The sequence below is a fragment of the Paenibacillus sp. PastF-3 genome (assembly GCF_029893135.1).
Classification (GTDB): Bacteria; Bacillota; Bacilli; order Paenibacillales; family Paenibacillaceae; genus Paenibacillus_AQ; species Paenibacillus_AQ nitricinens.
The window spans coordinates 105353-129717 of record NZ_JARXWM010000009.1 but is presented as its reverse complement, the minus strand read 5'-3'; the positions used below and the strand labels follow the sequence as shown (position 1 = coordinate 129717).

22 protein-coding genes are annotated in these 24365 nt (G+C 42.9%); 7 read left to right on the top strand and 15 right to left on the bottom strand.

The genetic code is table 11. The annotated features are described in order from the left end of the window. Positions 1-11: 11 nt before the first annotated feature. Both M2444_RS18925 and M2444_RS18920 read right to left on the bottom strand, forming a co-directional pair. Positions 12-1658, bottom strand: coding sequence for a sensor histidine kinase (locus tag M2444_RS18925; protein WP_094875425.1), 1647 nt, complete (start codon positions 1656-1658; stop codon positions 12-14). A 317-nt stretch (positions 1659-1975) separates the two neighbouring features. Further along, a complete protein-coding gene (locus M2444_RS18920; protein ID WP_179283579.1) occupies positions 1976-2830 on the bottom strand; it encodes a helix-turn-helix domain-containing protein in 855 nt (284 codons plus the stop codon). Positions 2831-2914: 84 nt separating this feature from the next. Between M2444_RS18920 and M2444_RS18915 the strand changes: the two genes are divergently transcribed. Next, the gene (locus tag M2444_RS18915) at positions 2915-4825 is read left to right on the top strand and encodes a glycoside hydrolase family 20 zincin-like fold domain-containing protein (protein WP_280787753.1); all 1911 of its coding nucleotides are present in this window, start codon (positions 2915-2917) and stop codon (positions 4823-4825) included. A 41-nt stretch (positions 4826-4866) separates the two neighbouring features. Here M2444_RS18915 and M2444_RS18910 read toward each other — a convergent pair whose 3' ends face one another. Continuing rightward, the gene (locus M2444_RS18910; protein ID WP_094875430.1) at positions 4867-5160 is read right to left on the bottom strand and encodes a hypothetical protein; all 294 of its coding nucleotides are present in this window, start codon (positions 5158-5160) and stop codon (positions 4867-4869) included. A 103-nt stretch (positions 5161-5263) separates the two neighbouring features. Between M2444_RS18910 and M2444_RS18905 the strand changes: the two genes are divergently transcribed. Beyond that, complete coding sequence (locus M2444_RS18905; protein WP_280787752.1) at positions 5264-6199, top strand: hypothetical protein; 936 nt, start codon at positions 5264-5266, stop codon at positions 6197-6199. Positions 6200-6293: 94 nt separating this feature from the next. After that, the gene (locus M2444_RS18900) at positions 6294-6533 is read left to right on the top strand and encodes an NHLP leader peptide family RiPP precursor (protein ID WP_170880314.1); all 240 of its coding nucleotides are present in this window, start codon (positions 6294-6296) and stop codon (positions 6531-6533) included. Between the two features lie 16 nt (positions 6534-6549). On the opposite strand, the gene M2444_RS18895 is transcribed toward M2444_RS18900, so the two are convergent. Together M2444_RS18895 and M2444_RS18890 are read right to left on the bottom strand one after the other, a co-directional pair. Next, positions 6550-8460 carry a sensor histidine kinase gene (locus M2444_RS18895; RefSeq protein ID WP_256990349.1) on the bottom strand — a complete coding sequence of 637 codons (1911 nt, stop codon included), beginning with the start codon at positions 8458-8460 and terminating at the stop codon, positions 6550-6552. 114 nt (positions 8461-8574) lie between these two features. Beyond that, positions 8575-10473 (bottom strand): sensor histidine kinase, encoded by a 1899-nt coding sequence (locus M2444_RS18890; protein WP_094875432.1) that lies wholly within the window; start codon positions 10471-10473, stop codon positions 8575-8577. A gap of 224 nt (positions 10474-10697) precedes the next feature. Here M2444_RS18890 and M2444_RS18885 point away from each other — a divergent pair, with 224 nt between their 5' ends. Then, positions 10698-11096: a hypothetical protein gene (locus M2444_RS18885; protein WP_280787751.1), complete on the top strand. Its 399-nt coding sequence runs from the start codon at positions 10698-10700 to the stop codon at positions 11094-11096. Positions 11097-11189: 93 nt separating this feature from the next. On the opposite strand, the gene M2444_RS18880 is transcribed toward M2444_RS18885, so the two are convergent. Next, positions 11190-12395, bottom strand: coding sequence for an MFS transporter (locus M2444_RS18880; RefSeq protein WP_076283887.1), 1206 nt, complete (start codon positions 12393-12395; stop codon positions 11190-11192). 204 nt (positions 12396-12599) lie between these two features. Here M2444_RS18880 and M2444_RS18875 point away from each other — a divergent pair, with 204 nt between their 5' ends. Further along, complete coding sequence (locus M2444_RS18875; RefSeq protein WP_280787818.1) at positions 12600-13283, top strand: peptidylprolyl isomerase; 684 nt, start codon at positions 12600-12602, stop codon at positions 13281-13283. A gap of 234 nt (positions 13284-13517) precedes the next feature. On the opposite strand, the gene M2444_RS18870 is transcribed toward M2444_RS18875, so the two are convergent. From M2444_RS18870 to M2444_RS18860, 3 genes are all read right to left on the bottom strand, one after another. Beyond that, positions 13518-14624, bottom strand: a complete 1107-nt coding sequence (locus M2444_RS18870; RefSeq protein ID WP_076283886.1) for a Glu/Leu/Phe/Val family dehydrogenase — start codon at positions 14622-14624, stop codon at positions 13518-13520. Positions 14625-14807: 183 nt separating this feature from the next. Continuing rightward, entirely contained in the window at positions 14808-15740 is a 933-nt protein-coding gene (locus M2444_RS18865; RefSeq protein WP_094875436.1) for a manganese-dependent inorganic pyrophosphatase, read from the bottom strand. A 118-nt stretch (positions 15741-15858) separates the two neighbouring features. After that, complete coding sequence (locus M2444_RS18860; protein WP_094875438.1) at positions 15859-16656, bottom strand: AAC(3) family N-acetyltransferase; 798 nt, start codon at positions 16654-16656, stop codon at positions 15859-15861. Positions 16657-16823: 167 nt separating this feature from the next. Between M2444_RS18860 and M2444_RS18855 the strand changes: the two genes are divergently transcribed. Continuing rightward, a complete protein-coding gene (locus M2444_RS18855; RefSeq protein ID WP_280787750.1) occupies positions 16824-17801 on the top strand; it encodes a ring-cleaving dioxygenase in 978 nt (325 codons plus the stop codon). Between the two features lie 60 nt (positions 17802-17861). Here M2444_RS18855 and M2444_RS18850 read toward each other — a convergent pair whose 3' ends face one another. Then, on the bottom strand, positions 17862-18563 hold the full coding sequence (locus M2444_RS18850; RefSeq protein WP_280787817.1) for a YjjG family noncanonical pyrimidine nucleotidase: 702 nt from the start codon (positions 18561-18563) through the stop codon (positions 17862-17864). A gap of 167 nt (positions 18564-18730) precedes the next feature. Between M2444_RS18850 and M2444_RS18845 the strand changes: the two genes are divergently transcribed. Further along, positions 18731-19666: an MraY family glycosyltransferase gene (locus tag M2444_RS18845; RefSeq protein ID WP_094871567.1), complete on the top strand. Its 936-nt coding sequence runs from the start codon at positions 18731-18733 to the stop codon at positions 19664-19666. Between the two features lie 340 nt (positions 19667-20006). Here M2444_RS18845 and M2444_RS18840 read toward each other — a convergent pair whose 3' ends face one another. The 5 genes from M2444_RS18840 to M2444_RS18820 form a co-directional block, all read right to left on the bottom strand. Continuing rightward, the gene (locus M2444_RS18840; RefSeq protein WP_094871527.1) at positions 20007-20528 is read right to left on the bottom strand and encodes a mismatch-specific DNA-glycosylase; all 522 of its coding nucleotides are present in this window, start codon (positions 20526-20528) and stop codon (positions 20007-20009) included. A gap of 112 nt (positions 20529-20640) precedes the next feature. Further along, entirely contained in the window at positions 20641-20808 is a 168-nt protein-coding gene (locus M2444_RS33480; protein WP_179281647.1) for a hypothetical protein, read from the bottom strand. 208 nt (positions 20809-21016) lie between these two features. Beyond that, a complete protein-coding gene (locus M2444_RS18830) occupies positions 21017-23038 on the bottom strand; it encodes a hypothetical protein (protein WP_280787749.1) in 2022 nt (673 codons plus the stop codon). Continuing rightward, complete coding sequence (locus M2444_RS18825) at positions 23013-23915, bottom strand: ABC transporter ATP-binding protein (RefSeq protein ID WP_094871524.1); 903 nt, start codon at positions 23913-23915, stop codon at positions 23013-23015. The genes M2444_RS18830 and M2444_RS18825 overlap by 26 nt, the downstream gene beginning before the upstream one ends. Next, positions 23908-24297, bottom strand: a complete 390-nt coding sequence (locus tag M2444_RS18820; protein WP_094875444.1) for a GntR family transcriptional regulator — start codon at positions 24295-24297, stop codon at positions 23908-23910. Before M2444_RS18820 ends, M2444_RS18825 begins: the two co-directional genes overlap by 8 nt. Between the last annotated feature and the right edge of the window lie 68 nt (positions 24298-24365).

Here is a 24365-nt window from a genome sequence, read left to right as displayed (position 1 = left end):
CGCCCTAAAGTTTATGCATTCTTTAATTCAGCTACACCCACAGGAATGGAAATCAAGATTCTCGTTCCCATATTTTCATTACTGGACAGCTGGAAGTCGCCACCTAGCGACTGCGTCAAATATTGCATATTCTTCATGCCAAGCCCACTTGCACTATCTTCGGATTCAATCCATAACAAATCAGTATCAAAACCAACACCATTGTCATAAATCAATAATCGGATCCAAGTCGGTTTCAGAGACAGTTCTACATCCACTCGACTGGCAGCGCCATGCCTGATGGCATTTCCAGTAGCTTCAGAGATAATTCGAAAAAGCGCCTTGTGATAAGGATAAGGGAGACTGAAATCATCTCCCGTTATTTTTAATTCAATATCAACATCATTTAATCTGGATAAGCTCTTCAAATGTGATCTTACCATGCCGAGCCATGTAGGCCCGCCACTCTTTTTGGAGCTAAGACTGTAGATCGTGATCCGCAGTTCTTTAGCAACCTTTGTAGCAGAGTCATGAATAAGCTCAATTTGTTCTTCTAGCTCATGATCTGACATTCTCTTCCACGATTCCTTCAGCGAATGCGTCGCATACACAATACCAAAAAGGCTCTGGGATACACTGTCGTGCATTTCATCCGCAATCCGGTTCTGTTCGTTCGTGATGATCAGCCGGTTCTCAATCACACCAAGCTCATGCCTTTCAAGAATATTCGCACTTAGCTCAGATAAGAATATCAATTGTTGAATATACCATCTGCGGCCTTCCAGCCCCTCTGTAGACTCCAGCTTGAGTCCAATCATCCCTACAAAACGGGTGCTCATCCGTACAGGCATCAGCAGGAAATCTCCTAATCCCGGAAGATTTCTAAAAATAGGCTCTCGCTGCAATCTCCATTCATGCTCATGTTTTCCCAGTTCTGAGAATAGGAACTGTTCCTCCTCCTGCTGCCAGCCGGTCTGCCTGCTCTGCGGAGCTGGTTCTCCGCTTTTCTTAGCGAACCAAAACAAAGCCTTATCTAGCTTCGTTAGCTTAACAACATAATCGGTGATCACTTGACCGATATTCATGAAATCATGTTGGCTTGAGGTTTCCACGATATGGTACAGCGATTTGATATGCTCCATCGTCTCTTTCGTGCGGGCATTCGATTCTTCACGTTGCCGCTTCATCCGATTAACGATCTGCATTATTATAACCGTAAGTACCAGTGTTAGAAACAGATTGCCATTTACAAATACAATTTCCAGAAAAGTTTTGTTCGCAGAATTGATAAAAAAATAACAGAGCACCGCAAAAATACTGATGTAACTTAACAGCAGCGACCATCCAAAATAAATGGACAATGAACCTGCAGCAATCAATACAGGGTTTAGCACATAGAGCCTAAAAGAACTCTCGTACCCACCGGTAAACAAGGTCAATGCAATAATTCCCACCATCTCTATACTAACAGCCAGGACGAGAGTCTTTGGCCTGCTTCGTAATCTCCGATAACCAAATGAGAACGTTTGTGCCAACAGAAAGAGTATGGCAATAACAAGGAATTTATAAATTACGGAAGGTCCCGTTTTATCTAGAAGATACATGAGCGATGTGAGGGACAAAGAGAAGTACCTGTAATACTCAATCAGTTTGTCTTCTGCAGTTGGCTTGATTTTCATCCCACCACCCTATTCTCCAGTTTTTTTGGAAAATGCGAGATTATGCTGTGCTCGATAAAAGCATCATACATGAGAAAAATCACAATAACAAGTTGACATTTCCCATGTTTGCGCTTCCATTTGAAAAATAGTTACAAAAAATTTATTATTTTTTCAGGAGATTTTATACCTAAAATTTGTCATTTTATCCACTATAGTTATTAAGAACTAACGTATTTATGTAATATTAATCCATAATTTTAAATAAATTTTATAAAACGACAATACTTATACAATTATAACAATTCTCATTGGGACTCTAGTAGTATAATGTCGATTTATATGTTACTTCGACAAAGCTGCGGCGCAATTCCCATATATTTTTTAAATAAACGTGAAAAATAGAAAGGATCATTATAATGAAGCATGCCCGATATTTCTTTCACTTGTAATGAGGTATTGAGAAGCAGCTTTTTGGCCTCAGCCATTTTAAGACGGTGAATATATTCATGAAGCGGATACCCGCTACTACGCCGAACAAGACGACGAAGGGTAGACATGGAGATATGATGTTTTGCCACAATTTGATCTAGGTCCATTTCACCATAAATGCATAAATTCAGGTCCTCCCGAATCTGACGCATATAATCTGCCTGGGCATTCCAACTTTTTTCTTCTATTATAAAAGAACACTCCAATAGCATCCTTTCAACGAGTAGTGCGGCCCGATCCGCATCTGCAGGTGCTCCACTCTCCATCCGCTCTAGCACTTCTTCAAATAAGGCCGAAAGTCCCATGATCGAATTCGCTTGGAACACATTCCCGCCAGCGATTAGCCCCGACTCCAGCCATTCCGATACACGTGTCCCATTAAAATTAATATAATACTCATCCCAGCTCCCTCCATGCGGTGGACCGAAATTATAACTGTATCCTGGACGAAAAAAGAATAAGCTGCCTTCACGCACCTGCTGTTCTTTCCCCGAAGTCTCCCTATAGGTGCCACCACCTGATACTATGTAAACAATAGCCCAGTGTTCAAAAACTACGCCTGAACGGAATAACGTTCTTCCAGGCAAATGACCGGCTTGTCCGACTCTAATATTTTTAAGCTTCAGCTTAGAGGACTCAACCTTCGGATCAATAATTCGTATTGGATAGGGACTGATCATATAATCCATGTGCTTGGACATTATAGACATTCCTCCCTCTGTTTAGTAGTGATAAGGTTATTGTGAACTTGATCATATTCTACATGAATAAGAGGTGTCCACGCTATGCTTAATCATTCTACACTACTGCTTCTGCCTAATCCGCGTGAAATCACATTGTCGCAAGGCTCATACCGTTTCCCAATCAGCGGAAGCATTGTGCTTCCTAGTACGGGAGAGCAAAGTTCAATGCCTGCTGCACAAAAGCTGCAAGCTGTGATTAAACAAGCCTTAAATCTTCATTTGACCTTATCTATTGGCACACGTCCAACGGTTGTATCCGCTTGTATCTTTAGCTATGTGCCATCATTATCTGAGCAGGCATACGAAATAGTTATTGATCAGAGCGGTATCGTTGTCTCCTATAGCTCACCTGTCGGTGCCTTCTACGCAGTAGCCACACTGAAACAAATCATTGAACAAAGCGGCAGATCTATTCCTCATCTGCAAATTCGCGATGAACCTGATTTTGGAGCCAGAGGGATAACCGTTGATATCAGCCGCAATAAAATTCCGAAGCAAGAAACCTTGTACCGAATCATTGACCTTATGGCCGATCTGAAGATGAACCAGCTTCAGCTATATATAGAAGGTACGCCGTTCGCGTATGAATCTTTCCCTCAAGTGTGGGAGCTTGAGACTCCAATCACAGGAGAGGAAATCTTGCTTCTAGATGCCTACTGTAAAGCGCGTTATATTGAGCTTGTTCCAAACCAGAACAGCTTTGGACATATGGAAGGCTGGCTTTCCCGTCCTGAATTCAATGCTTTAGCCGAAATTCCAGAGGGATTTATGCTTCCCAAGGAATTGTACATGGGGGATGTATATCCAGAAGGACTATTTATGCATCCCGGTACGTTTGATACCGAAGATCCTGCTGTGCTCCCTCTGCTAGAAAAAATGTTCGACGATCTGCTTCCATACTTCTCCTCTAATCAATTTAATGTAGGCTGTGATGAGACGTATGAGCTTGGTCTTGGCAAAAGCAAAGCGCTGGCTGAATCACAAGGCAAGGGTCAGATCTATTTATCTTTTCTTCAGAAGATTTATGAGCTTGTTACGAAACGCGGCAAGACGATGCAATTCTGGGGCGATATTATTATCCAACATCCCGAACTAATCCCTCACCTGCCTAAAGATATTATTGCTATGGAATGGGGTTACAGTGCGGAACATCCTTTTGAATCGGATACCCTCAAATTCCGTGAAGCGGGCATTCCTTTCTATGTCTGCCCAGGTACCAGCTCATGGAACTCCATTACAGGGCGTAGCGACAATATGTTTGCCAATCTGCGTAGTGCAGCTATTCATGGCAAAAATAATGGTTCTATCGGCTATCTCATTACCGATTGGGGTGATCATGGGCACTGGCAGCATCTCCCAATCAGCTACACTGGATATGTTTATGGTGCTGCGCTTTCCTGGAATGTAGATAACAATTTAGATGTAGACACTGCAAAATATTTGAATACATTCATCTTCGCGGATCGTTCCGAGGGTATTGGTCAACTACTCCTTGATCTGGGCAATTACTATCAGCTTGAATCCGAGATTATTCGTTCAAATGATACGGAAATGTCCCTGCTCCTTCGTACTAATCTCGACAATTTGTTAATTGTAGAGAAACTTACCGAAGATCATTTCAACAATCTCGAAGAATACATGCTCTCTATCGAGACACGTCTCTCGGGGCTTGATCTTCAATGTGATGATGCTGATCTTGTTCTTAAGGAACTGAGTAACGGAATCCATTTTGTGAAGCACGCTGTGCAGCTTGGAAGAATTAAACTGCAGCTGGCATCCGCGCCAGATACGATTGACCCTAATCTGATTACAGAACAAATCAATGATTTGAATGTTCTTCTTCATCAGTATCGTCTATTGTGGACCGAGCGCAACCGCCCCGGCGGCCTAGATCAAAGTATTTGGAGACTTATACGTCTAAGAGGACAATATGAAGCATTGAAATCGGAGTAATTTCCTCATCAAAGCTGCAATTGGCGAGTCGAACGTTGAACTTAACGTTTCCGACTCGCTAAGCGCAGCTCTTCATATTGATTTTCAAGCATTTCCCGCTCCCGTTCTTCATGCTTTTCTCTGCCAATTCCCTCTTTCATGCTTTCCTCATCCTCATAGATTTGCCACAGATCAGAGAACAAATAATCTTTGATTTCTACTGTTTTTCCATTCAATATCCCACTTGTCCAAATCAGTCCCGCAGAGGTACGCATCACAATGCGGCCGTCTGGTGTTTCAGCCTTTTGCCCCATTCGAATCTTCATAAGCATTTGTCCCAAGGTATAACACTCCATTCGTCCTCAAACCTCCTAAATTTTAGTTGTAATGGAATAAAGAGAAGGATATAATCAGGGCGAAAGAACCAGTTTTTTGCAATTTTATTGTAGGAGGGATGCAATGGATTGGCTAAATGATTACGAAGAAGAACTCCGCTTAGTCTTTCAAGAAAGTAGAAAGATCATCTCCGAATTTCCTGAGCCTCTAGATTCACAAGGCATATCCTATCTTGAACATTTTAACGTATTCAATGCGGAAAGCCACAAAAATTACATATGTTATCTATTGCCCTTTTGGCTTCAGAAAAGCTGTGGACTCTCAGCAGAAATTACCCGTCAAATGTCGATGGGCAATGTCTTCTTCATGCTATATTTTTTCATACAGGATGACCTGATGGACAGCAAAGAATCCTCTACATACGATAGACTGCCTTTAGCGAACCTACTCTATGTTGAATTTTTGAATATCTACAGACTTTTATTTCCGAATGACTCCTCTTTCTGGACCTCGTTCAATCGTTATATCGCTCAATGGGCAGACAGTGTTAGTAATGAAACCGCCAGTGATTATTTTCTTAACGATCGGATCAAGATCCCTTATAAAGCCAGTCCACTCAAACTATCCAGCACCGCTGCCCTTCTGGTATCTGGTAAGGATTCCCTTGTACCACAGTCTGAGGAAATGATCGACTCTGTTCTACTTACACTACAAATGCTTGACGACTATGAAGACTGGAACGAAGATTTATCAGAAGGCAGCTATAATTGTCTCCTCTCACTCACACGAAGCTATCTATCCGCTGATAAAGCAACCACACTCACATCAAAAGAGGTCGAATTCTTCCTGTTTACAGCAAACGGACTACGTACCTATGCTGAGCTAGCGCAGGATACGCATCGCAAAGTAATGGCTTCCAGCTTGGATGTACCTCATCTCCTAGCATTCCACTCCATGTTGGTGACGAACTTACAACAGATCTCCGATTCCATCGAAGCAGAAAAGCAGCTTTTACAAAGTGGAGGCTTGTTTTATTATTTGTCAAAAAATATACAATAATTCTATTATTTTGTAATAAAAAGAATAGTATTAGCACAATTGCTATGTTATATTATTAAAGGTAAATATATACATTTTGGGAAGGGTGATTATTATGTCAGAAGCAGTTCTTAGAAATCAAGTCATTCAAAAGGCATGGGAAGATCCAAGTTTTAAGCAAAGACTACTCGCAGATCCAAAAGCAGCTCTCCAAGAAGCGCTAGGCGTAATCATTCCCGACAGCGTTACCTTGAAAGCCGTTGAAGAAGGTTCAAATGAATTCTATCTTGTAATCCCACCAAGTCCATCATCAGATGTATTGAAAGCAACCGCAGCACCACGCGGTTCTTGGTAAGACAGCAGGATTAACCTCATAGGGAGTAGGAATCATCCGGAGCTTCTGCCAGTGGCAGTATGGTAATGGATTCGGTTCCTACTCCTTTTTTGCTTGTGAATCTCACTTCACCTTGCATAGCTTCAATGATGCGGAAGGTGACCATCAATCCTAAACCTGTTCCTTTATTTTTTTTGGTGAAATATGGTTCTCCTAGTCGGTGCAGAACATCAGGGTCCATTCCTTCCCCGTTATCTTTGATGTGAATAATCACTTTATCATCTTCACCATACACCGACATATAAATGAACCCTTCCTCACTGAATGATTCAATGCTGTTCTTGATAATGTTAATGAACGCCTGCTTAAATTTCGAGGAATTTCCTTTTACCCATAATTGACCGGATACATCCAGAATCATTTTCCCTCCATTGATGTGACACAGGGGCTGCATAATACTCTCAATATGCTTGAATTCATCATATAAATTCAGACTAGAGATCGTCTCAAATTCTGGTTTAGCAAAGGTTAAGAAATCAGTAATAATATTGGATGCACGATCTAGTTCACTTAGGGCCATTGACATATAAATTTGCTCTTCGTTAACAGATTTCTCGCTAAGCAGCTGCAGAAAGCCCCGAGTGACTTGTAGTGGGTTTCTTACTTCATGAGCTACAGATGCAGCAAGCTCGCTAATGATCTCCATTTTTTCCGAACGCTCCAATTCATTGTTGAAACGCTCTAGTTCTCTAGAGTAATTAACAACCTGTTGATGGTTAAAGGCTAATCTTCGTTCCAGAATTACGATCAAGGAAATAATGAAAGCAACCAGCCCCCACTTCCACAAGAACAAATCATAATTCCCTTTTTGGATGTAATACCATAATAGCTCTGCAACTACAGTAAACGCAGCGGTTCCAAATCCAATGGCAAACACAATAGCATCTTTATTTCCTTTAAGAGAGAATATAACCACACATGCGATCAGCAGGATGAATTGGAGGATAAGGATAAACCCTATAATGGTGGTAGAAATAAAATAATAGAACTTAATATAGTGATTATTGGATAGGAGATTGATTAAAAGACATAACAAACCAAAAGAAGAGTAAAGCACTTGAAATTGACGAAATTTTCGAATGATACTGAATTTACCACTACCGAATAATTTCTCAAATAAAAAGGTAAGCGCTGGGAGAAGTGAAAAAAGGGCTAAGTCTAAGCATACGTTACTAATTGGCCCCAATTTATTGTAAAAGGTATAGATGAAGGGGGAGTAGGTTATAGAAAGGATTCCAGTAGCCGCTATAACCACTGCTAGTGAAGCAACACTGGAGAAATAATCTTTGTTTATGTATAGAGCACTTATAAATAGAACGATAGCCACCAGAAAAAAAGCGCAGCCCAAAATCACATCACTTAGTCCATTCTCAATATATTCATTAATTAATTGACTATGTTCACCGATCATTACACTTTCTTTAATTCCAATTCTGTCTTGCATGGTTTCTGTCCAGATATATAGTGTTTTCCCGTTATCTTCTTTACTTAAAGGCAACAGCAAAGAATAGTTATCCTTGATATATTTACGATTTTCCTCGAAGATCAAACGATCCTCCACATACACTCTCACATGAAGAGCATATAAAGTATCGATATACACCGAAGGAGACACATAACTTAAAACGGGTAAGGAAATGCGGCTCCAAGAAGAGGATACTCCTGAAGGTAACTCTGGGAGTCCCTTCTTAGAATCTATGTTCATCCAGCCTTGCTGGCCTTCACTCCACGGAATCTCTTTTCCTGCATTTCCTGTTTCATCCCCCCATTTCATTTGCCACTTTGTAATTTCTTGGGGTGGATTTGGGTTCGCCGCCGATACAATAATAGAGCCACAACCTATCAGGAGGAGTGAAAGGGTGATTGTAATGTGGAGTATTCTAACCATCAAGCGCATATAGGCACCTCAGAAGGAAGTTTCAGAAACAATATTCTGTGTGTTACTACTTCGCTCACTATGCTACCCTTTCCTTCTAAAAAACGGAATAATCATTAAATTCTCCTAATTTTTTCTAGCCTTTGGCAATTTAATAATAATCTCCGTCCCTTCCCCCTTCTCACTCCGAAATTCAGTTGACCCTTCCATCGCCTCAATTATTCGGAAGGTTACCATAAGTCCAAGCCCTGTTCCTTTTGTTTTATTAGAGTAATAAGGCTCACCCAGTCGGGCCAGTTCACTACCACTCATCCCTTCTCCATTATCACGTACACTAATCATTATATGGCCTTCGGATTTCCAGGCCGTAATTCTAATAAGTCCATTATCCTGCAAGGCTTCGATGCTATTTTTTATAATATTAATAAACGCTTGTTTAAATTTGGCAGATGATCCAATCACGCAGAGTTCTGACTGCAGGTTGAGTTCAATGACTCCCCCTTGCAAATTTGCAAGCGGAGCGAGAATACCCGACACATGCCGTAACTCCTCGGATACATCAAGCCTCTCAATGGTCTCTAGCCCTGGCTTAGCAAAGGTAAGGAAGTCTGAGATAATCACCGTAGCTCTATCCAGTTCTGCGATAGCCATCTGCATATATTCCCTCTCTTTATAATCTGAACGTTCTCCTAGGATCTGAAGGAAACCACGGGTTACCTGTAAAGGATTCCGTACCTCATGTGCTACAGAAGCCGCCAATTCACTTATAATCTCCATTTTCTCGGAACGCTGCAAATCATTATTAAACGTTTCAAGCTTACGAGAATATTCAACAAGTTGCTCGTGATTTCTCGTAAACCTTCTCCCCAGAATGACGATTAAGGATAATACGAAAACCATCATCCCCCACTTCCACCAATATAATTGATAGGATTCTCTGGATATGTAGTATACGATCAATTCGACAAGAGATATAAATGCAAAGATGGTAAACCCTGTAGTAAAAACAATAGCATCTCCATTGCCGCGATAAGTATGAATTAACGCTAAGCTTACCAATAATATAAATTGCACAATCATAATGATGCCTAGAATATCAGCAGTCATGAATCTATAAAAGTCTTCCAGCTGATACGACAGAAGGATATTAATAACCATTAGTGAAAGACAGAATATAGAATATACCAATTGAAATTTACGGAATCGGGTAACGATTTGTTTTTTCCCTGAACCGAATATTTTCTCGAAATAAAAGGTTACGGATGGCAACAAAGTGTACAACGCTAAATCAAAGAAAACAAGCACGATTTTCCCATAATCCCCGAGGATGATCGGCAAAAACGAAGAATACGTAACCACTATGACTCCAATAGATAAGAGAATTAATACCAACAAAAATCCGTCCGTAAAAAATCCTTTTCTCAAGAATAATGAACAAATAAACAGGACAATAGCTATAAAGATAAATGTCGTCCCAATGATAATATCCATTAAGCCCTGCTTTACATAAATGGACAACAGCTCACTGTAGCGATCTACTCTTATTTCGCCTTCTATTCCTAAATCCTTGCTTCCTCCGTGTGTCCATATGTATAGTTCCTTCCCTCCATCTTCTATGGATAAAGGAATTAGAATTTTGCTGCCGTTGAAATTGTATTTATTCTCAGAATCATATACTAACGCGTTATTCACATAAGCTTTGACGCTATTTCCATATACCTTATTAATGAATAACGCGGATTTCTCGCTCATTTGCGGCAAAGAAAACCGGAGCCACGCTGAGGATGTACCTTTTGGCGTCTCTGGTTTGTTATCATGAGGCGTTACGCGAATCCATTCATCATCTGCAGCTGCTACAGCTTCTTCGACAGTCTCTGCTTCTGTATTTCCAAATCTAATCTCCCAGCTTGGCAGCGCAGAGTCTGATGATCCAGCACTCACTATCGCCGCACCGTAAGACACTATTGCTGTTAGCAATAGAAATAATAGCAAAGAAGCCGCTATCTTTGGTTTTGGCAACTTCATCGTAGCACCTCAGTAATTCATTAGTTGTTTAAATGATCATATATGATTCTTAATTTCGACAACCTTCGCACTATTCCTGCCTATTCTTGTTAATTCCCTCGAAAAAAGACGTTATTTATCAGCGTTATTTCCCTGATTATTTATAAACCGATTCGAACATAGGCAATCGGGTAAAGATACATATGAGAAGTCCAAATCTTAACCTACCGAGGGAGTGAACGGCTATGGAAGATACACCTAATAAAACTGAGGCCGACTTTGCATACGAGCGTTATATACAAGCTGATATTGATGTAGAGGATGTTGTCAATGAAGATGCCGACCCCGTATTGGTTGGCGATAAATATTTGGCGGCGGATATTGGTTTAAACCAACCTGAGGAAACACTCGAAAGAAATGACTTACTGGAATCCGATGCATTCCTGGCTGCTGAAACGGCAGGACTAACAAGCAGCGATACTGATGATGACGAGGAGCTGCTAGAGATGGAAGAGGAGGATTCGCCACTGGAAGATATTCCTGATGCAGATGAGGTGTATCCGGGATCCATCATCGACCCTGCTTCACCACCAGTAGATGGAATGCCTGGAACGGACATCTTAAACGGATCACAAGGAGATTAGACTATATAAAGCCGCCGGAATAGGATCCGGCGGCTTTATTTGTCTTTCAATATGAGCACTGGTCTCAGTAAGGGTTATTCTTGTTGCTGCCGGTTATTCTGCTGAACGCGCTGCTGCAATTTGGGAATCCAGCTTACGGGTCTTAACCAATACCGCTGCTACAAGCAGCATCACCCCATTGATCACAAACACCCAGCGGATTTGGATAAATGCCCCAAGTAAGCCGCCTATAATAGGCCCGGCCATAGTCGCGAGTTGAGATGCCGCTTGGTTGAGACCAAAGGCACGTCCACGAAACCCGGGTTCAATTACTTGTACAATCATTGCGTTTACAGATGGAAGCACACCTGCATAGAACAAGCCGTAGGCAAAACGAAGAACGGCGAATTCCACATACCCTGTAACAAAGAACTGCAGAATATTACCGATACCTCCACCGATTAATCCAATGAACAAGATCATCCCGAAACCTTTCCGGCTTCCAATTCTACCCCACTGCGGAGCCATTAGCACAGTAGCAATACCCACAGCGGAGAATACAATTCCTGAGCTTAGCGAGGCGCTGCTTTTGGCGATTCCCATGTCTAGCAGATGTATCGGAATAAGCGGCTCCAGAATCATAACAGAAAAGGTACTTATTCCCGCCAGCGATAGCAAAGTCATAAATGCGCGATTGCTACGCGCTTCCTTAATATCATCACTTACATGAGACCTCGGAGCAGATCGGTCAAAATTCTCTTCTTTAGCAAAAAAAGTAGCGATAAGTGCCGAAACGAGTACAATACCTGCTGAGAATAAAAAAGCAACCCGATTGCTTGTGTAAAAACTCACTACACCGCCGATCAATGGACCAATGATACTGCCCGTTGCTCCGGCTGTAGACATAATACTCAGCGCATAACCGGTCTTATCCTCAGGTGTGTTCGTAGCCACCATGGCTATCGCAGCGGGAACAAATCCAGCAAGCAATCCTTGCAGTACGCGTACGATCAGAAAGACGTAAGGATCATGCACGAAGTAATTAATCAGATATAAGGCTGCCAAACTGAAGCCCGAGCGAATAAGCATCGGCTTCCGACCATATTTGTCGGCTAAGGAACCCCAGTAGGGAGAAATTAAAGCGCTGGCCAGAAAGGTTATGCCAAAACTAACCCCAGACCAAATTTCCAAATGATTCGTAACCCCAAGTTCGTCACTCAAAAAAATAGAGAGGAACGGAATAGAGATCGAATACGCTGTACTACAAAAAAAGACACCCACCCAAAGCACGATTAAGTTCCGTTTCCATGAAAAGCGCATGATCTACACATCCTTTCTTGATGTTCTCGCGGAAACATTCCTATTATTGTAAACCTCTTTTGTGAATGTGCCAATCCCACATGTCACAACTGACCTTTGCATGTAAAGGGACAAAGAGGTTATTATGAGAAGTACCTACGAGATTATTCAAGAAAAAGGAGAGATTGATTAGTGAAGTCTACACGAGCAAGATCTGCTATCCTAATGGTCATGTTATGCCTGGTGATGGTTATTGCAGCAGGTTGCGGTAATAAGCCTACCAATAATAATGCCAGCAGTAATAATGGAAGCAGCAGTGGAGCAGCAGGTAATAACGCTAGCAGCGAGACAAATTCTGGAGCTAATGAAGGGCTCCCTTCAGCTACAGCAAGCCACCCCGTTGTGACCATTGAGATGGATAATGGAGGCATCATCAAAGCCGAGCTTTATCCTGAAGTTGCCCCTAACACGGTTAACAACTTCATCTCACTGATTCAAAAAGGATTTTATGACGGCACCATATTCCATAGAGTGATCCCTAATTTCATGATCCAGGGCGGTGACCCTGATGGAACCGGTATGGGTGGTCCAGGGTATAGTATCGCCGGAGAATTCTCTGGAAACGGGTTTACTAATAACCTGTTGCATACGGAAGGTGTTCTGTCCATGGCAAGATCGCAGGCTCCAGATTCTGCCGGCTCCCAGTTCTTTATTATGGATGCAGCTTATCCTAGTCTAGATGGAAGCTATGCCGCTTTTGGCAAAGTTACCGAAGGCATGGACGTGGTTAAATCCATTGTGGGCTTGAAAACAGACAGTTCAGATCGTCCAGAAGAGCCGCCAGTGATGAAGAAAGTAACCGTCGACACACTAGGCGTCACTTACCCGGAACCACAAAAAGTACAATAACATGCAAAAACTCCTTCGGCGTCCTTAATGGACGGTAAGCGTTTATGAGAGAAATATAAGGATAATATATAGCGTGATACTTATAAATTCTTATATATTAAGAAACTCGGCAAGCTCCATCCGGAAAATGATTCGGAGAGACTGCCGAGTTTTTTTGAAAATATAAGCTTACCGTCCTTTAGCGACGCTGATGCGCTTTTGCATGTGAAAGACTAATTTAAGTACCTATGCACCTTATCCCCGGAGTGATCTTCTGCTAAGCGCATGTTGACCATTTCGCAGGAAAGTACTACGAGTATTTCTTAATAAGGAAATCCGTTCCTCTGCAAGCTGATTTGCCGCAACAGAAGTAGGAATTCCATTTAGACGTGAGATTTCCAGCACGCGGGTGATGTTATCGTAAATTTTTGAAACCTGCTTAAACGCACGTTCCTTATTATAACCATTCAGTTCATCGGCAATATTAATAACGCCACCGGCATTAATCACATAATCAGGAGCATACACAATGCCCATTTCGTGCAGCGTATCGCCATGATAGGCCTCTTTTAACTGATTGTTGGCTGCGCCTGCGATCACCTTCGCCTTAATTACCCGGAGGGACTCATCATTAATCGTTGCTCCGAGTGCGCATGGAGCATAGATATCACAGTCTGTACTGATAATATCTGCAGGATCGACTGCTTTGGCGCCGTAAGCTTCTACTGCGCGCCCCACAGCTTCTTTATGAATATCGGTTACGATAAGCTGAGCGCCTTCTTCATGAAGATGCTTACACAGCGAAAAAGCCACATTCCCAACACCTTGAACGGCTACAGTCTTCCCTTCGAGCGAATCACTGCCAAACGCTGCTTTGGCCGCTGCCTTCATCCCTTGGTATACGCCGTAAGCCGTCGCTGGTGACGGATTGCCCGATGAACCATAAGTAGGAGATGTACCTGTAACATAATCTGTCTCCTGATAAATAATGTTCATATCTTCTTCTGTAGTGCCAACATCCTCGGCTGTTATGTACCGTCCATTCAAGCCCTGTATGTATCTTCCGAAAGCACGGAACATCGCTTCGTTCTTATCCTTCTTGGGATCACCTATAATCACTGTTTTCCCGCCGCCTAAATTTAGACCGGATACTGCATTTTTGTACGTCATCCCTTTCGCTAAACGAAGCGCGTCAACAATCGCTTCCTCTTCTGTAGCATAGGTCCACATCCGTGTCCCACCCAGTGCGGGCCCTAATGTCGTGTCATGAATGGCAATGATTGCCTTTAATCCTGATGCTTTATCCTGACAAAATAACAGTTCCTCGTAATCGTCCCGCTCGAGTGCTGCAAACAATTCCATTCTTAATATCCCCTGTCTCTTTGTTATATTCCACATGTTGGTTGTTACTCTTACCTCTCAAAGTATTGTAGCAGAATGCGTCGTAAAACAAAAAGAACCACGTCACCCTTAAAACTTTCAATGGATGACGTGGCTCTTATATGAATGCTACTGCACCGAATCGAGTGCAATTGTCAAAATGCGTTACAGCTTAGCAATTGTTTCTGTAAGAACAGGAACGATTTGCGATTTACGGGATACTACACCTCTGAGAAGTGCTTTATTGTCATCAAGCTTAACATTGTACGCCGTTTCTACTGCACCTGCAACACGACCCAGAGCCAGACCCACAGAATCGTTATTGAGGATATCTGTAACTACAAACAGGAACAGATCCAATTCTTTTTCAGCAATAATGGAAGTAAGTGCAGTTTCCAGTTCAGCTTGTTTGGAGAGAACATCATTAACATCCACCGCGTTCACTTGAGCGATTTCAACTTTGTATTCACCCATTTTGAATTCCTTTGCATCCAAGGAAATCAGTTGAGCGATACTCTTGTCGCTAAGGTCAGCTCCAGCTTTCAACATGTCGAGACCGTAGCTTTCTGCATCTACACCAGCGATTTCAGCAAGCTCACGTGCTGCAGCTACATCTTCCGCAGTGCAAGTTGGTGATTTAAACAGCAAGGAATCAGAAATGATCGCAGACAGCATCAATCCGGCGATTTCTTTAGGGATTACAACTCCGTTTTCTTTATACAACTTGTTAAGAATAGTAGCAGTACAGCCTACTGGCTCAGCACGATAGTATAACGGATGTGCAGTTTCAAAGTTTGCGATCCGGTGATGGTCGATAACTTCCACCACGCGCACTTGATCAATGTCATTTGCACTTTGTTGGCGTTCGTTATGGTCAACAAGAATAACCTGATTTGCTTCACCAGCTACGTTCTCTACCAGTCGAGGAGCAGCGACTCCGAAATGGTCAAGCGCAAATTGCGTTTCACCACTAACCTCACCCAGACGAATTGCCTCAGCATCCCAGCCCAATTCCTTTTTGAGTGCAGCATAAGCAATTGCAGAACAAATCGTATCCGTATCCGGATTTTTGTGTCCAAAAACCAAAGTTTTTTCCATTTCCAATCTCCTTACTATGTTTTAGTGAGATTAATATACCATACATTGATAGCGGCTTCCAGATTGTGTGGTTTGAAAAATGCTTTATCGGCATTCAATTAGCCTCTTCTAGGGTTGCTCACGCCCTAGTCTTTGGAAGTGGTACCGGCTTGTCCTCCCCATGCAGTGGCTCATTATCTGAGAAAAGATCAGGATTTTCTGTCAGCATCTGGCTTAGAATATTCGTTGTTTCTACCGTCCCGCATATCCTAACCAGCGCATCGCCAAAATGCCCCTTACGCATAGCACCGCCTTCTTCAAGCTCGCGTTCCACTTTCCAAAAATGCTCAGACCAAGAGAGGCCACAGTGTCTGCGAGAAGGCACCATGATTTCATCGCCACCTGGCGTCACCGTATATAGCTCCTCATAGGTATCCGTCATTCTGCCTGGAATATCGACCCACTCTTCAATGCCATGGATAAACGTATTCCGCCGAAGATCGACTCCCAGCAGGACAATTTCCGCCTTTCGATCAAGTAGCTTGCCCCATGCTGAACCACGGGCGCACGGCGTATCCCAGCGTTCATCTCCCGTGGTGAAATCCTCAGCATCTGCACCTAAAGCCGCTACAGAATGTGTCGGATGCCAAGAGCGAGTAACATTTGGACGTTTACGGAACAACTCCGGTAATATCCCTACACAAGAAGGGGAATCTTGAACAGAGAACCTTGGATTGTCTGCATTAATATAAGCCCATGTATGGGTTGGCAATACGAGCAGTCCGTCCTTCATATATTCACTGAGTACATCCAATACTGTGTTCGCGCCTCCATCTACTTCCCCAATGCTTTTTAATGAGGAATGGACCAGAATAGTCCCATGTGGATCAAGCTTTAGCTCCTGCAATTGTTTCATCAAGCTAGTTGTTGTGTGCAATGTACGCTCTCCTTATGTATGAACTGGATTTTATGATGCATAAACATCTACTTGCAAAAACCGCTTTTTACTATTAAAATTATAGCTACTTAATAATACTCACTGAATATTTTAAAGATCACAATATAACTTACTCACATTTAGCATTTACACGGAGGTAATTACACATGACATTAACATTAAAAGGACTACACCACGTATCCGCAATTACAGGTAACGCACAGGAAAACTTTAGGTTCTATACCGAAGTACTTGGACTGCGTCTCATTAAAAAGACAGTAAACCAGGATGATATTTCAGTGTATCATTTATTCTATGGTGATGAGAAGGGTAACCCCGGAACCGAATTAACTTTCTTCGAGCTCCCGATGGCGGGCCGCAACCGTGCAGGCAACAACAGCATTTCCGCGCTCTCCCTTCGGGTGCCAAACGATGCCGCACTTCTCTACTGGGAGCAGCGCTTCACCGAGCTTGACGTAAAGCATGGGACGATTCAAACAATCGGCGGCCGCCAGACTTTAGCCTTCCGTGATCATGAAGGGCAACGTTTCATACTAGTATCCGACGAGAATGATAAGGGTGTTGCCGCTGGCATCCCTTGGGCAAAAAGCCCGGTACCTGCTGAGTATGGGATTATTGGTCTAGGTCCCGCACATCTTTCAGTAGAAAGTGCAGAGCATACTGCGGCTGTACTGGAGCAATTGCTTGGCTTCCGCCGTAAAGGCACTTATCCTTCAACAATTGCGGGCCAGCCAGATGTGATTGTATTTGAGACTGGTGAAGGCGGATCAGGTGCAGAGGTTCACCTAGAGGAACGTAATGATCTAGAGCAGGAACATTTAGGTCGAGGCGGGGTACACCATGTCGCATTCCGCGTGGACAACGAGGAGGAATTGAAGCAATGGGTCCAGCATATACGCACTGCTCAGCTTCCCAACTCCGGATTCGTGGATCGTTTTTACTTCCGCTCCCTTTATTTCCGCGAGCCTAACGGCATTCTTTTTGAGCTAGCTACAGACGGACCAGGCTTTGCAACAGATGAGCCGATGGAAAGTTTGGGTGAATCTCTTGCTCTGCCACCATTTCTGGAATCGAAACGCCAGCAAATCGAAGCTTATCTGAAGCCGCTGGATACTCGGCAATAAGATCCTTCAGCTCACTTAATAAAAGGTGTGAGTCGCTATGCGCTCACACCTTATTTTTTATTATTGAAGATCAGCTGTCTTGCCTACAATGTCTAAGAGCTCCGACAGAACTCGAATTTCGTATTTCGGTTGAACACCCGACGAATTCTCTTTACTGAGCGGGTTAAACCAGCAAGTATCGATCCCATAATTGATTCCGCCTTGAATATCAGAGGTTAAGGAGTCCCCTACAATCAGTACTTTTTCCCTATCCGAAATCCCCAATTTGGCAAAAGCATAATCAAAAATCCCTGTCTCCGGCTTCTGACAACCAGCCTCCTCTGAAATAATAATCTGCTCAAAGGTTTCACTAAGCGGTGATCCTTGGATTCTGGAAGTTTGCACTTCTTTAATTCCGTTCGTAATGATTGCTAATCGGCAGCCGGCAAGCTCCTCGCACAGCTCGATCGCTCCCTGGATCAGAAAGGTTCCCTCGCCTAAGAAACGCAGATAGGCTTCACTAAACGCCTCAGGATCTAGCTCCAGCGCATTCGCAGCGAATAACCGATTAAACCGTTCCACGCGTAATGCCGCAGAACTAATCTTCCCCTGCTCCAAATCCCGCCACAGCGCATGATTAATCTCCTGATAACTGGCAGCATAATCCTCAGCAGCTGTGGGCATCCCAACATGTAGAAATGCGTTAGATAACGCGTGACTTTCTGCCATTCCGTAATCAAACAGTGTATCGTCAGCATCGAATAAAATAACGTCGTATTTCATCATATCCCCCAAAACTCTTTTCTCAAAAAGGTACTACAGTGATACAATCAAGTCAACTTATCAGTCAGACGACAAAAATTTACTTTTTTAAGGTAGTTTTAAGCGAACTGTGTTATTTTAAAAAGAAAACGGTGGTGAGCGTCATATTATACGTTTTATCGTTTCTAATGTCTTTTTCTATCGTATACTTTCTAATTCCGCCGCTCGGCAGACTAGCTTTCCGACTTGATTTTGTGGACAAGCCTCGTCAAGACGTTGAGCGTAAAATCCATAGAGAACCTATACCGCTTACGGCCAGTTATGCCATATTCATCGGGTTCTTCATCACTTACCTGGTCTTTGCCCGGGAATTTTCCATGGAGACAGTCGCACTGTTTGCAGGGGGTGTGCTGCTATTAACTATTGGTACCATAGATGACTGGTACAAAACAAAGGGTAAGGATTTCCCGGCACTGCCCAAAATGATTGTGCAGGTAAGTGCGGCTGTTCTTGTTTATTTTTCCGGCAACGCATTTACCGGATTCTATAACCCCTTCTCAGGGGATTATATCGTTCTACCCGTTGTATTACAGTTTCTATTGACGATTATCTGGATCTTCGGCGTAACCACTGTCATTAATTTCTCGGATGGTATGGATGGTTTGGCTGGCGCCTTAACTGCTATTTCGGCCATAACACTATTTATTGTCGCATTAACTAAGGGGCAGTCCTCTTCAGCGATTATGGCGATTGCGCTCGTCGGCGTTACCATTGCTTATCTACGTTATAATAAACCGCCTGCCAAAATCTTTATGGGCGACGCCGGGGCTACCTTTCTTGGTTTCATCCTTGCGGTAATCGCACTCGACGGTGCGTTTAAGCAAGCCACGGCCCTGTCGCTGTTCATCCCGATTCTGGCGCTGGGCGTTCCGATCTTCGACAATATTTTTGTCGTCGTCAAACGCTTTATCCAAGGCAAGTCCATTTATCAGGCCGACGCAACCCAGGCTCATTACCGCCTGCTCCGTGCAGGTCTGAGCCAAAAGCAAGTCGTTGCCGTGTTATGCTTGATCAGCGTTTGTCTATCCTTATCCTCTATCATCCTGTTGTTGATCGAGACTTAGCCTATACAACCCTTTGAAGACATAAAACGAGCAAGATTCCAACTGGAATCTTGCTCGTTTTATGTTCAAAGCTTTTCGGGCGTGGCGGATTACAGGGACTTGATGGGAGATAGCCAAGAGTGAGTCAGAACTGTAGCAAGCTGTGTTATAAGGTATATAAGGGCTTCTAATTCTACTACGCTATATGGCAATCATTGTCGAGTCCGATAGCCGATAGCTCATCCATGAAGTTGCTCCTTCGTGTTACTAGCGGCATTTCTCAGCTTCTCCACAACTCCCCCTACACATACGCCACTACTCAGCATTCCACCCTCTGTTCCCTCCAACTCAGTCTCCCGAGTCAGCCATCGCTCTCTTGTGTAAACTCAGCTAACCTACGGTAGATCCCTACGATCTCCTCCATTGGCATTCGAACCAATCCACTGGAAGAGGGGGCGACAAATTCACGCACACCATCTACCGTTGGAGACACGTTTCCTTGAAATCCCCATTCTGCTTTTTTTCTCCGACTAAACTCTGTATATACACCTTTTCCAACGAAGCAAGCGACTTGTGGGCGATAAAGCGCCAGCTTGGAACGAAGCAACTCGCGGCCCTCATTATATTCCTCACGAGTGATATCGTCGATCCCGCGTGTTGGCCTGGCAACAATATTCGTAAAACCATAACCCAGCTTAAGCAGCTCTCCGTCCTCAGACGCGTCGTACAACCGAGGAGTAAGTCCTGAATTGTGTAAGATTCTCCAGAAATTATTTCGCGGATTCGCGTAATGATGCCCAACCTCGCCAGAACGGATACTCGGGTTAAATCCAATAAAAACAATTTGTAATCCGTGATCTAAATGATCTGGAATTTCGTCCATGTGATTCTGCCTCCTACCAAAAGACGTTCTTATTCAACTATGAGTGTACACATTAAGACAGGAAGATGGAATAGGTTCTGCCAGCCATACCTCTTACCCGCATAATAAAAGGTTACACCATTTGACCAGTTCTAATCGTATCAACCGTTAGCAGCGTCAATTCCCCCCGGCGGCTTCCGGCCATACTGGCGAAATGTGACCCTTCGGAGTCATCCAGCTTACCAGTTCCATTGCCCCGTTTCACACGCATACAAAATGCGGACTTGTTCTTCAGATTCAATGGTCCGAAGCTGCTGAATAATCGATTGATATATTTCTGATTTATGAATCCCTCTCTTTAACCTTCTAAGTATTTGCAAAAAAGACCATGGACTCCATCGTCCATGGCCAGGCTTCACCTAAATAACATATCTCCAAAAGCATAATCCAACTATCCAGTTTATGTAAACCGGTAGTCTTTATCTGCAATCTTCTACCTTATTCTGAGCTTATTTCAGCAAAACCTTCAATTCAGGCGTCATATCCGATGCTTTTAACATTACGAAATCGCTATAACCCTCTTTATACATCAATTTCACAATGTAGTTGCCATTTTCAACTCCATAATTGAATTGATTATCCACAATATCCGTTAATAGTGCCTTATCCTTCGTAACAATTGTACGATTCTTTTCACGTGCAAGTATTAGCCTTTGTTCAGGACTAGTAGGATTCTTAGGTGTTTGCTTATCCATATAGTCATCTTTTATTATTTCTGCCGATTGTATATCTTCAGCGGTTGTTCGTACTTTATCCGTATAACCCTTTTCGACCATCCATTTATCTAACTCATGGAAAGAAGACTTCCACGGATAATAATAACCGTAATTTACAGATGGCCGATCACTTTCCTCTTTTACCTTTACCTGTGTTTGGATACCAGCCAAATTAGGTTTTCCGTCCTTATCTATCTGTACCTCGTAGGACATATTCAAAATTTCGCGTTTGATAATCTCCTTTAGCTCTGAAATTTCCTGAGGATCAGAGATGGCTACTTTTTTATTCCTGTTGGTAATCCACATATAATCCAGGTCTTTGTCTAACAGAGTTAAATTATAGTTTTCATACTTGAAAGCTTCAGTATCCTTAACCGCCTTGATCTCTGATTCAAACCCCTTATTAGGGATCCAGTATTCCCTCACTAACTTGTGACCATTCTCCAATTGATAAGCCAGAGTAAAGTATTCATAAACGTATTGTTGTGAGGTATGTTCTGGACGTACTGCAACTACCGCTTGATGAAACTTACGGACAGCTTCTATATAATCTTTATCATGCGAAAATGGATCCTGTCCCATATAAGGTGTAGTTGAATAATCATCTATTGGGGTATACCACCGGTAGTTAGATCCCATATATACACCGCTAATCCTTTCACCGGAAGGCACTCTGGCTTCATACCCCGTAACACTTGATACCGGAATATACAGAAGTAACCCCAGCATTACTGCATAAACCGAAAACTCGGCTAACACTTTACGCGTCATAATCTGCCATGTTTTTCGAATAATCATTTCTGCGGCAATATAACCAATAATGGCTCCAATGGCATATCCGCCAATCACCCAGCCTATTTGCTGTTGCTTCATTTGTGCAAAATAAGTTCCGGAGATAAGCATGGCACATAACATAACTCCTGCTTTAAAAAGTGGATTGAAATATCCAAAAGCAATAGCCTGGCCGGCTTTTTCAGTATTACGTTTACGGTATAGCAGGTAGGATAATCCAATAAATAAAAGTGACAATACTCCATAGATCCATAATTCGGTATTGGTGTATGGTTTGCCGGTAAAATAATACATAATATGAACAAACGGAGACCACATCTGTGATTTAGAATCTAGGAATCTTACATTTGCATTTGCATATCCATAAAGATACATGGCTAAATGGCTATTGCCTAATGAAATCAGTACAGCAGGAAGAATAAGCAAAATATAAACGATAATTCCCTGAAGAATAGATTGGCCCGTGCATATTCCCACAAAAACACTAAAGCAGAAGAGGAACAAAGTCAAAATACTAACGGTGATACACCATTGCCAAATATCTGCGCCTTGAAAAATATAAAAATTGCCACTCCATGGCTTAACAACTGCAACCACCCCAGCAGTTAACCAAACAGGCAACAGCAGTAATATAAGTCCACTTGTCAAATGAGCTGTAAATAAATGCCCTCTGCGTAAAGGCAAGCTATGAAAGAGATCTGAGGGTGATTTTGCTTGAAGGTACCGGAACAAAAAGAGTCCAGCTGCAATAGGGATCGTAATAATAAACAAGGCTTGCACACTACCAGCGATGCGAAATAGATGTTCAATTTCCTGCGGTTTCTCATTCGGATTATTGCTCATGAACAGCTGCAGTGGAAGTGCGAACAATAAGCCAAGTGCATAGATAATCCCTATCCAGCCATGCTGGCGGAAGTTCTGGCGAATAATACTGCTATTAAAGTAGTACCGGCTGCGCGTCATATCCGACATCCCCCATTTCATAAATAAAGATCTCTTCTAACGTCAACGGAAGCAAATCGAATACGTATGGCTCATATACCTGAAAGGCCGCTTTGATTCGCTCACGATCCCCTTTTACTATGTACAGGTTCACGCTCCCCCGGCGTTCTTGATGTAAAATTTGCAGCTTCGCTGATATCGGAATTTCATGCCGCTCATCTCGGAAGGCCACTTGAATCTTATGAGTGTCCGCCTTAAGATCATCCAGATCCTTCTCAATCAACATCTTGCCACCATGCATAATCCCTACATGATCGCATAGGTCCTCGATCTCACGAAGATTATGTGAAGAAATGATTACCGTCAGCTCGCGTTCAGCAACCTCCTGAAATAGCAGGTTTTTGATCTGGCGTCGCATTACCGGATCTAACCCGTCAATCGGCTCATCCATAATAAGCACATCTGGCATACAGCTTAAACATAACCAGAATGACGCTTGCCGCTGCATCCCTTTGGAGAAACGACTAAGCTTACGCTTCTTATCGAGCTGAAAGACGGTCCCCAAATCTTCAAAACGCTTCTGATTCCAGCTCGGATAGATCGAGCGATAGAAGGCTGCCATTTGCAGCATGTTGGATTGCGGGAAAAAGTAAGGAGAATCCGGCATAAAAATAACCCGTTGCTTAGTTGTCGGGTGTTCGAATACCGCTTCACCATCCACCTTCACGGTCCCCTTATCCGGAAAGTAAATGCCTGCCAAGGTCTTCAGCAGCGTAGTTTTACCCGCTCCATTAGACCCGAGCAGCCCATAAATTGTCCCTTTATGTACCGTTAAAGAGATATCATCAACGGCCTTCTCCCCTTGAAATAACTTGCTGACTCCTCGAATCTCAATCATTACTCTTCCCCCCTTCTCTCTGCTTTTCCACTTGTCGGTACAATGAACTAATCTCAGCGGCGGTGAACCCAAGATAAACCGCTTCCGCCATCAGTCTAAGCAACTCATCACGTACTTCAGCTTTTTTAATCTCATTCTGTTCTTTTTTCATTGGGGCTACAAAACTCCCTTTCCCCTGCAGTGAATAAATATACCCCTCACGTTCCAATTCACGGTAAGCCTTCTGAATCGTATTGGGATTCACGGTTAGCTGCTGGGATAATGTCCTTACCGAAGGCAGTTGTTCATCAGTCTGCAAAATACCATGTAAAATCATCTCCTTGACCTTATCGGTCAGCTGCTCATAAATCGGCTTGCGACTGCGAACGTCCAATTCGAACATAACCATCCTCCTTTCACTGTCTTGCATTAAATCCATCATGACGTGTATTAACTGTACTACTATTATTA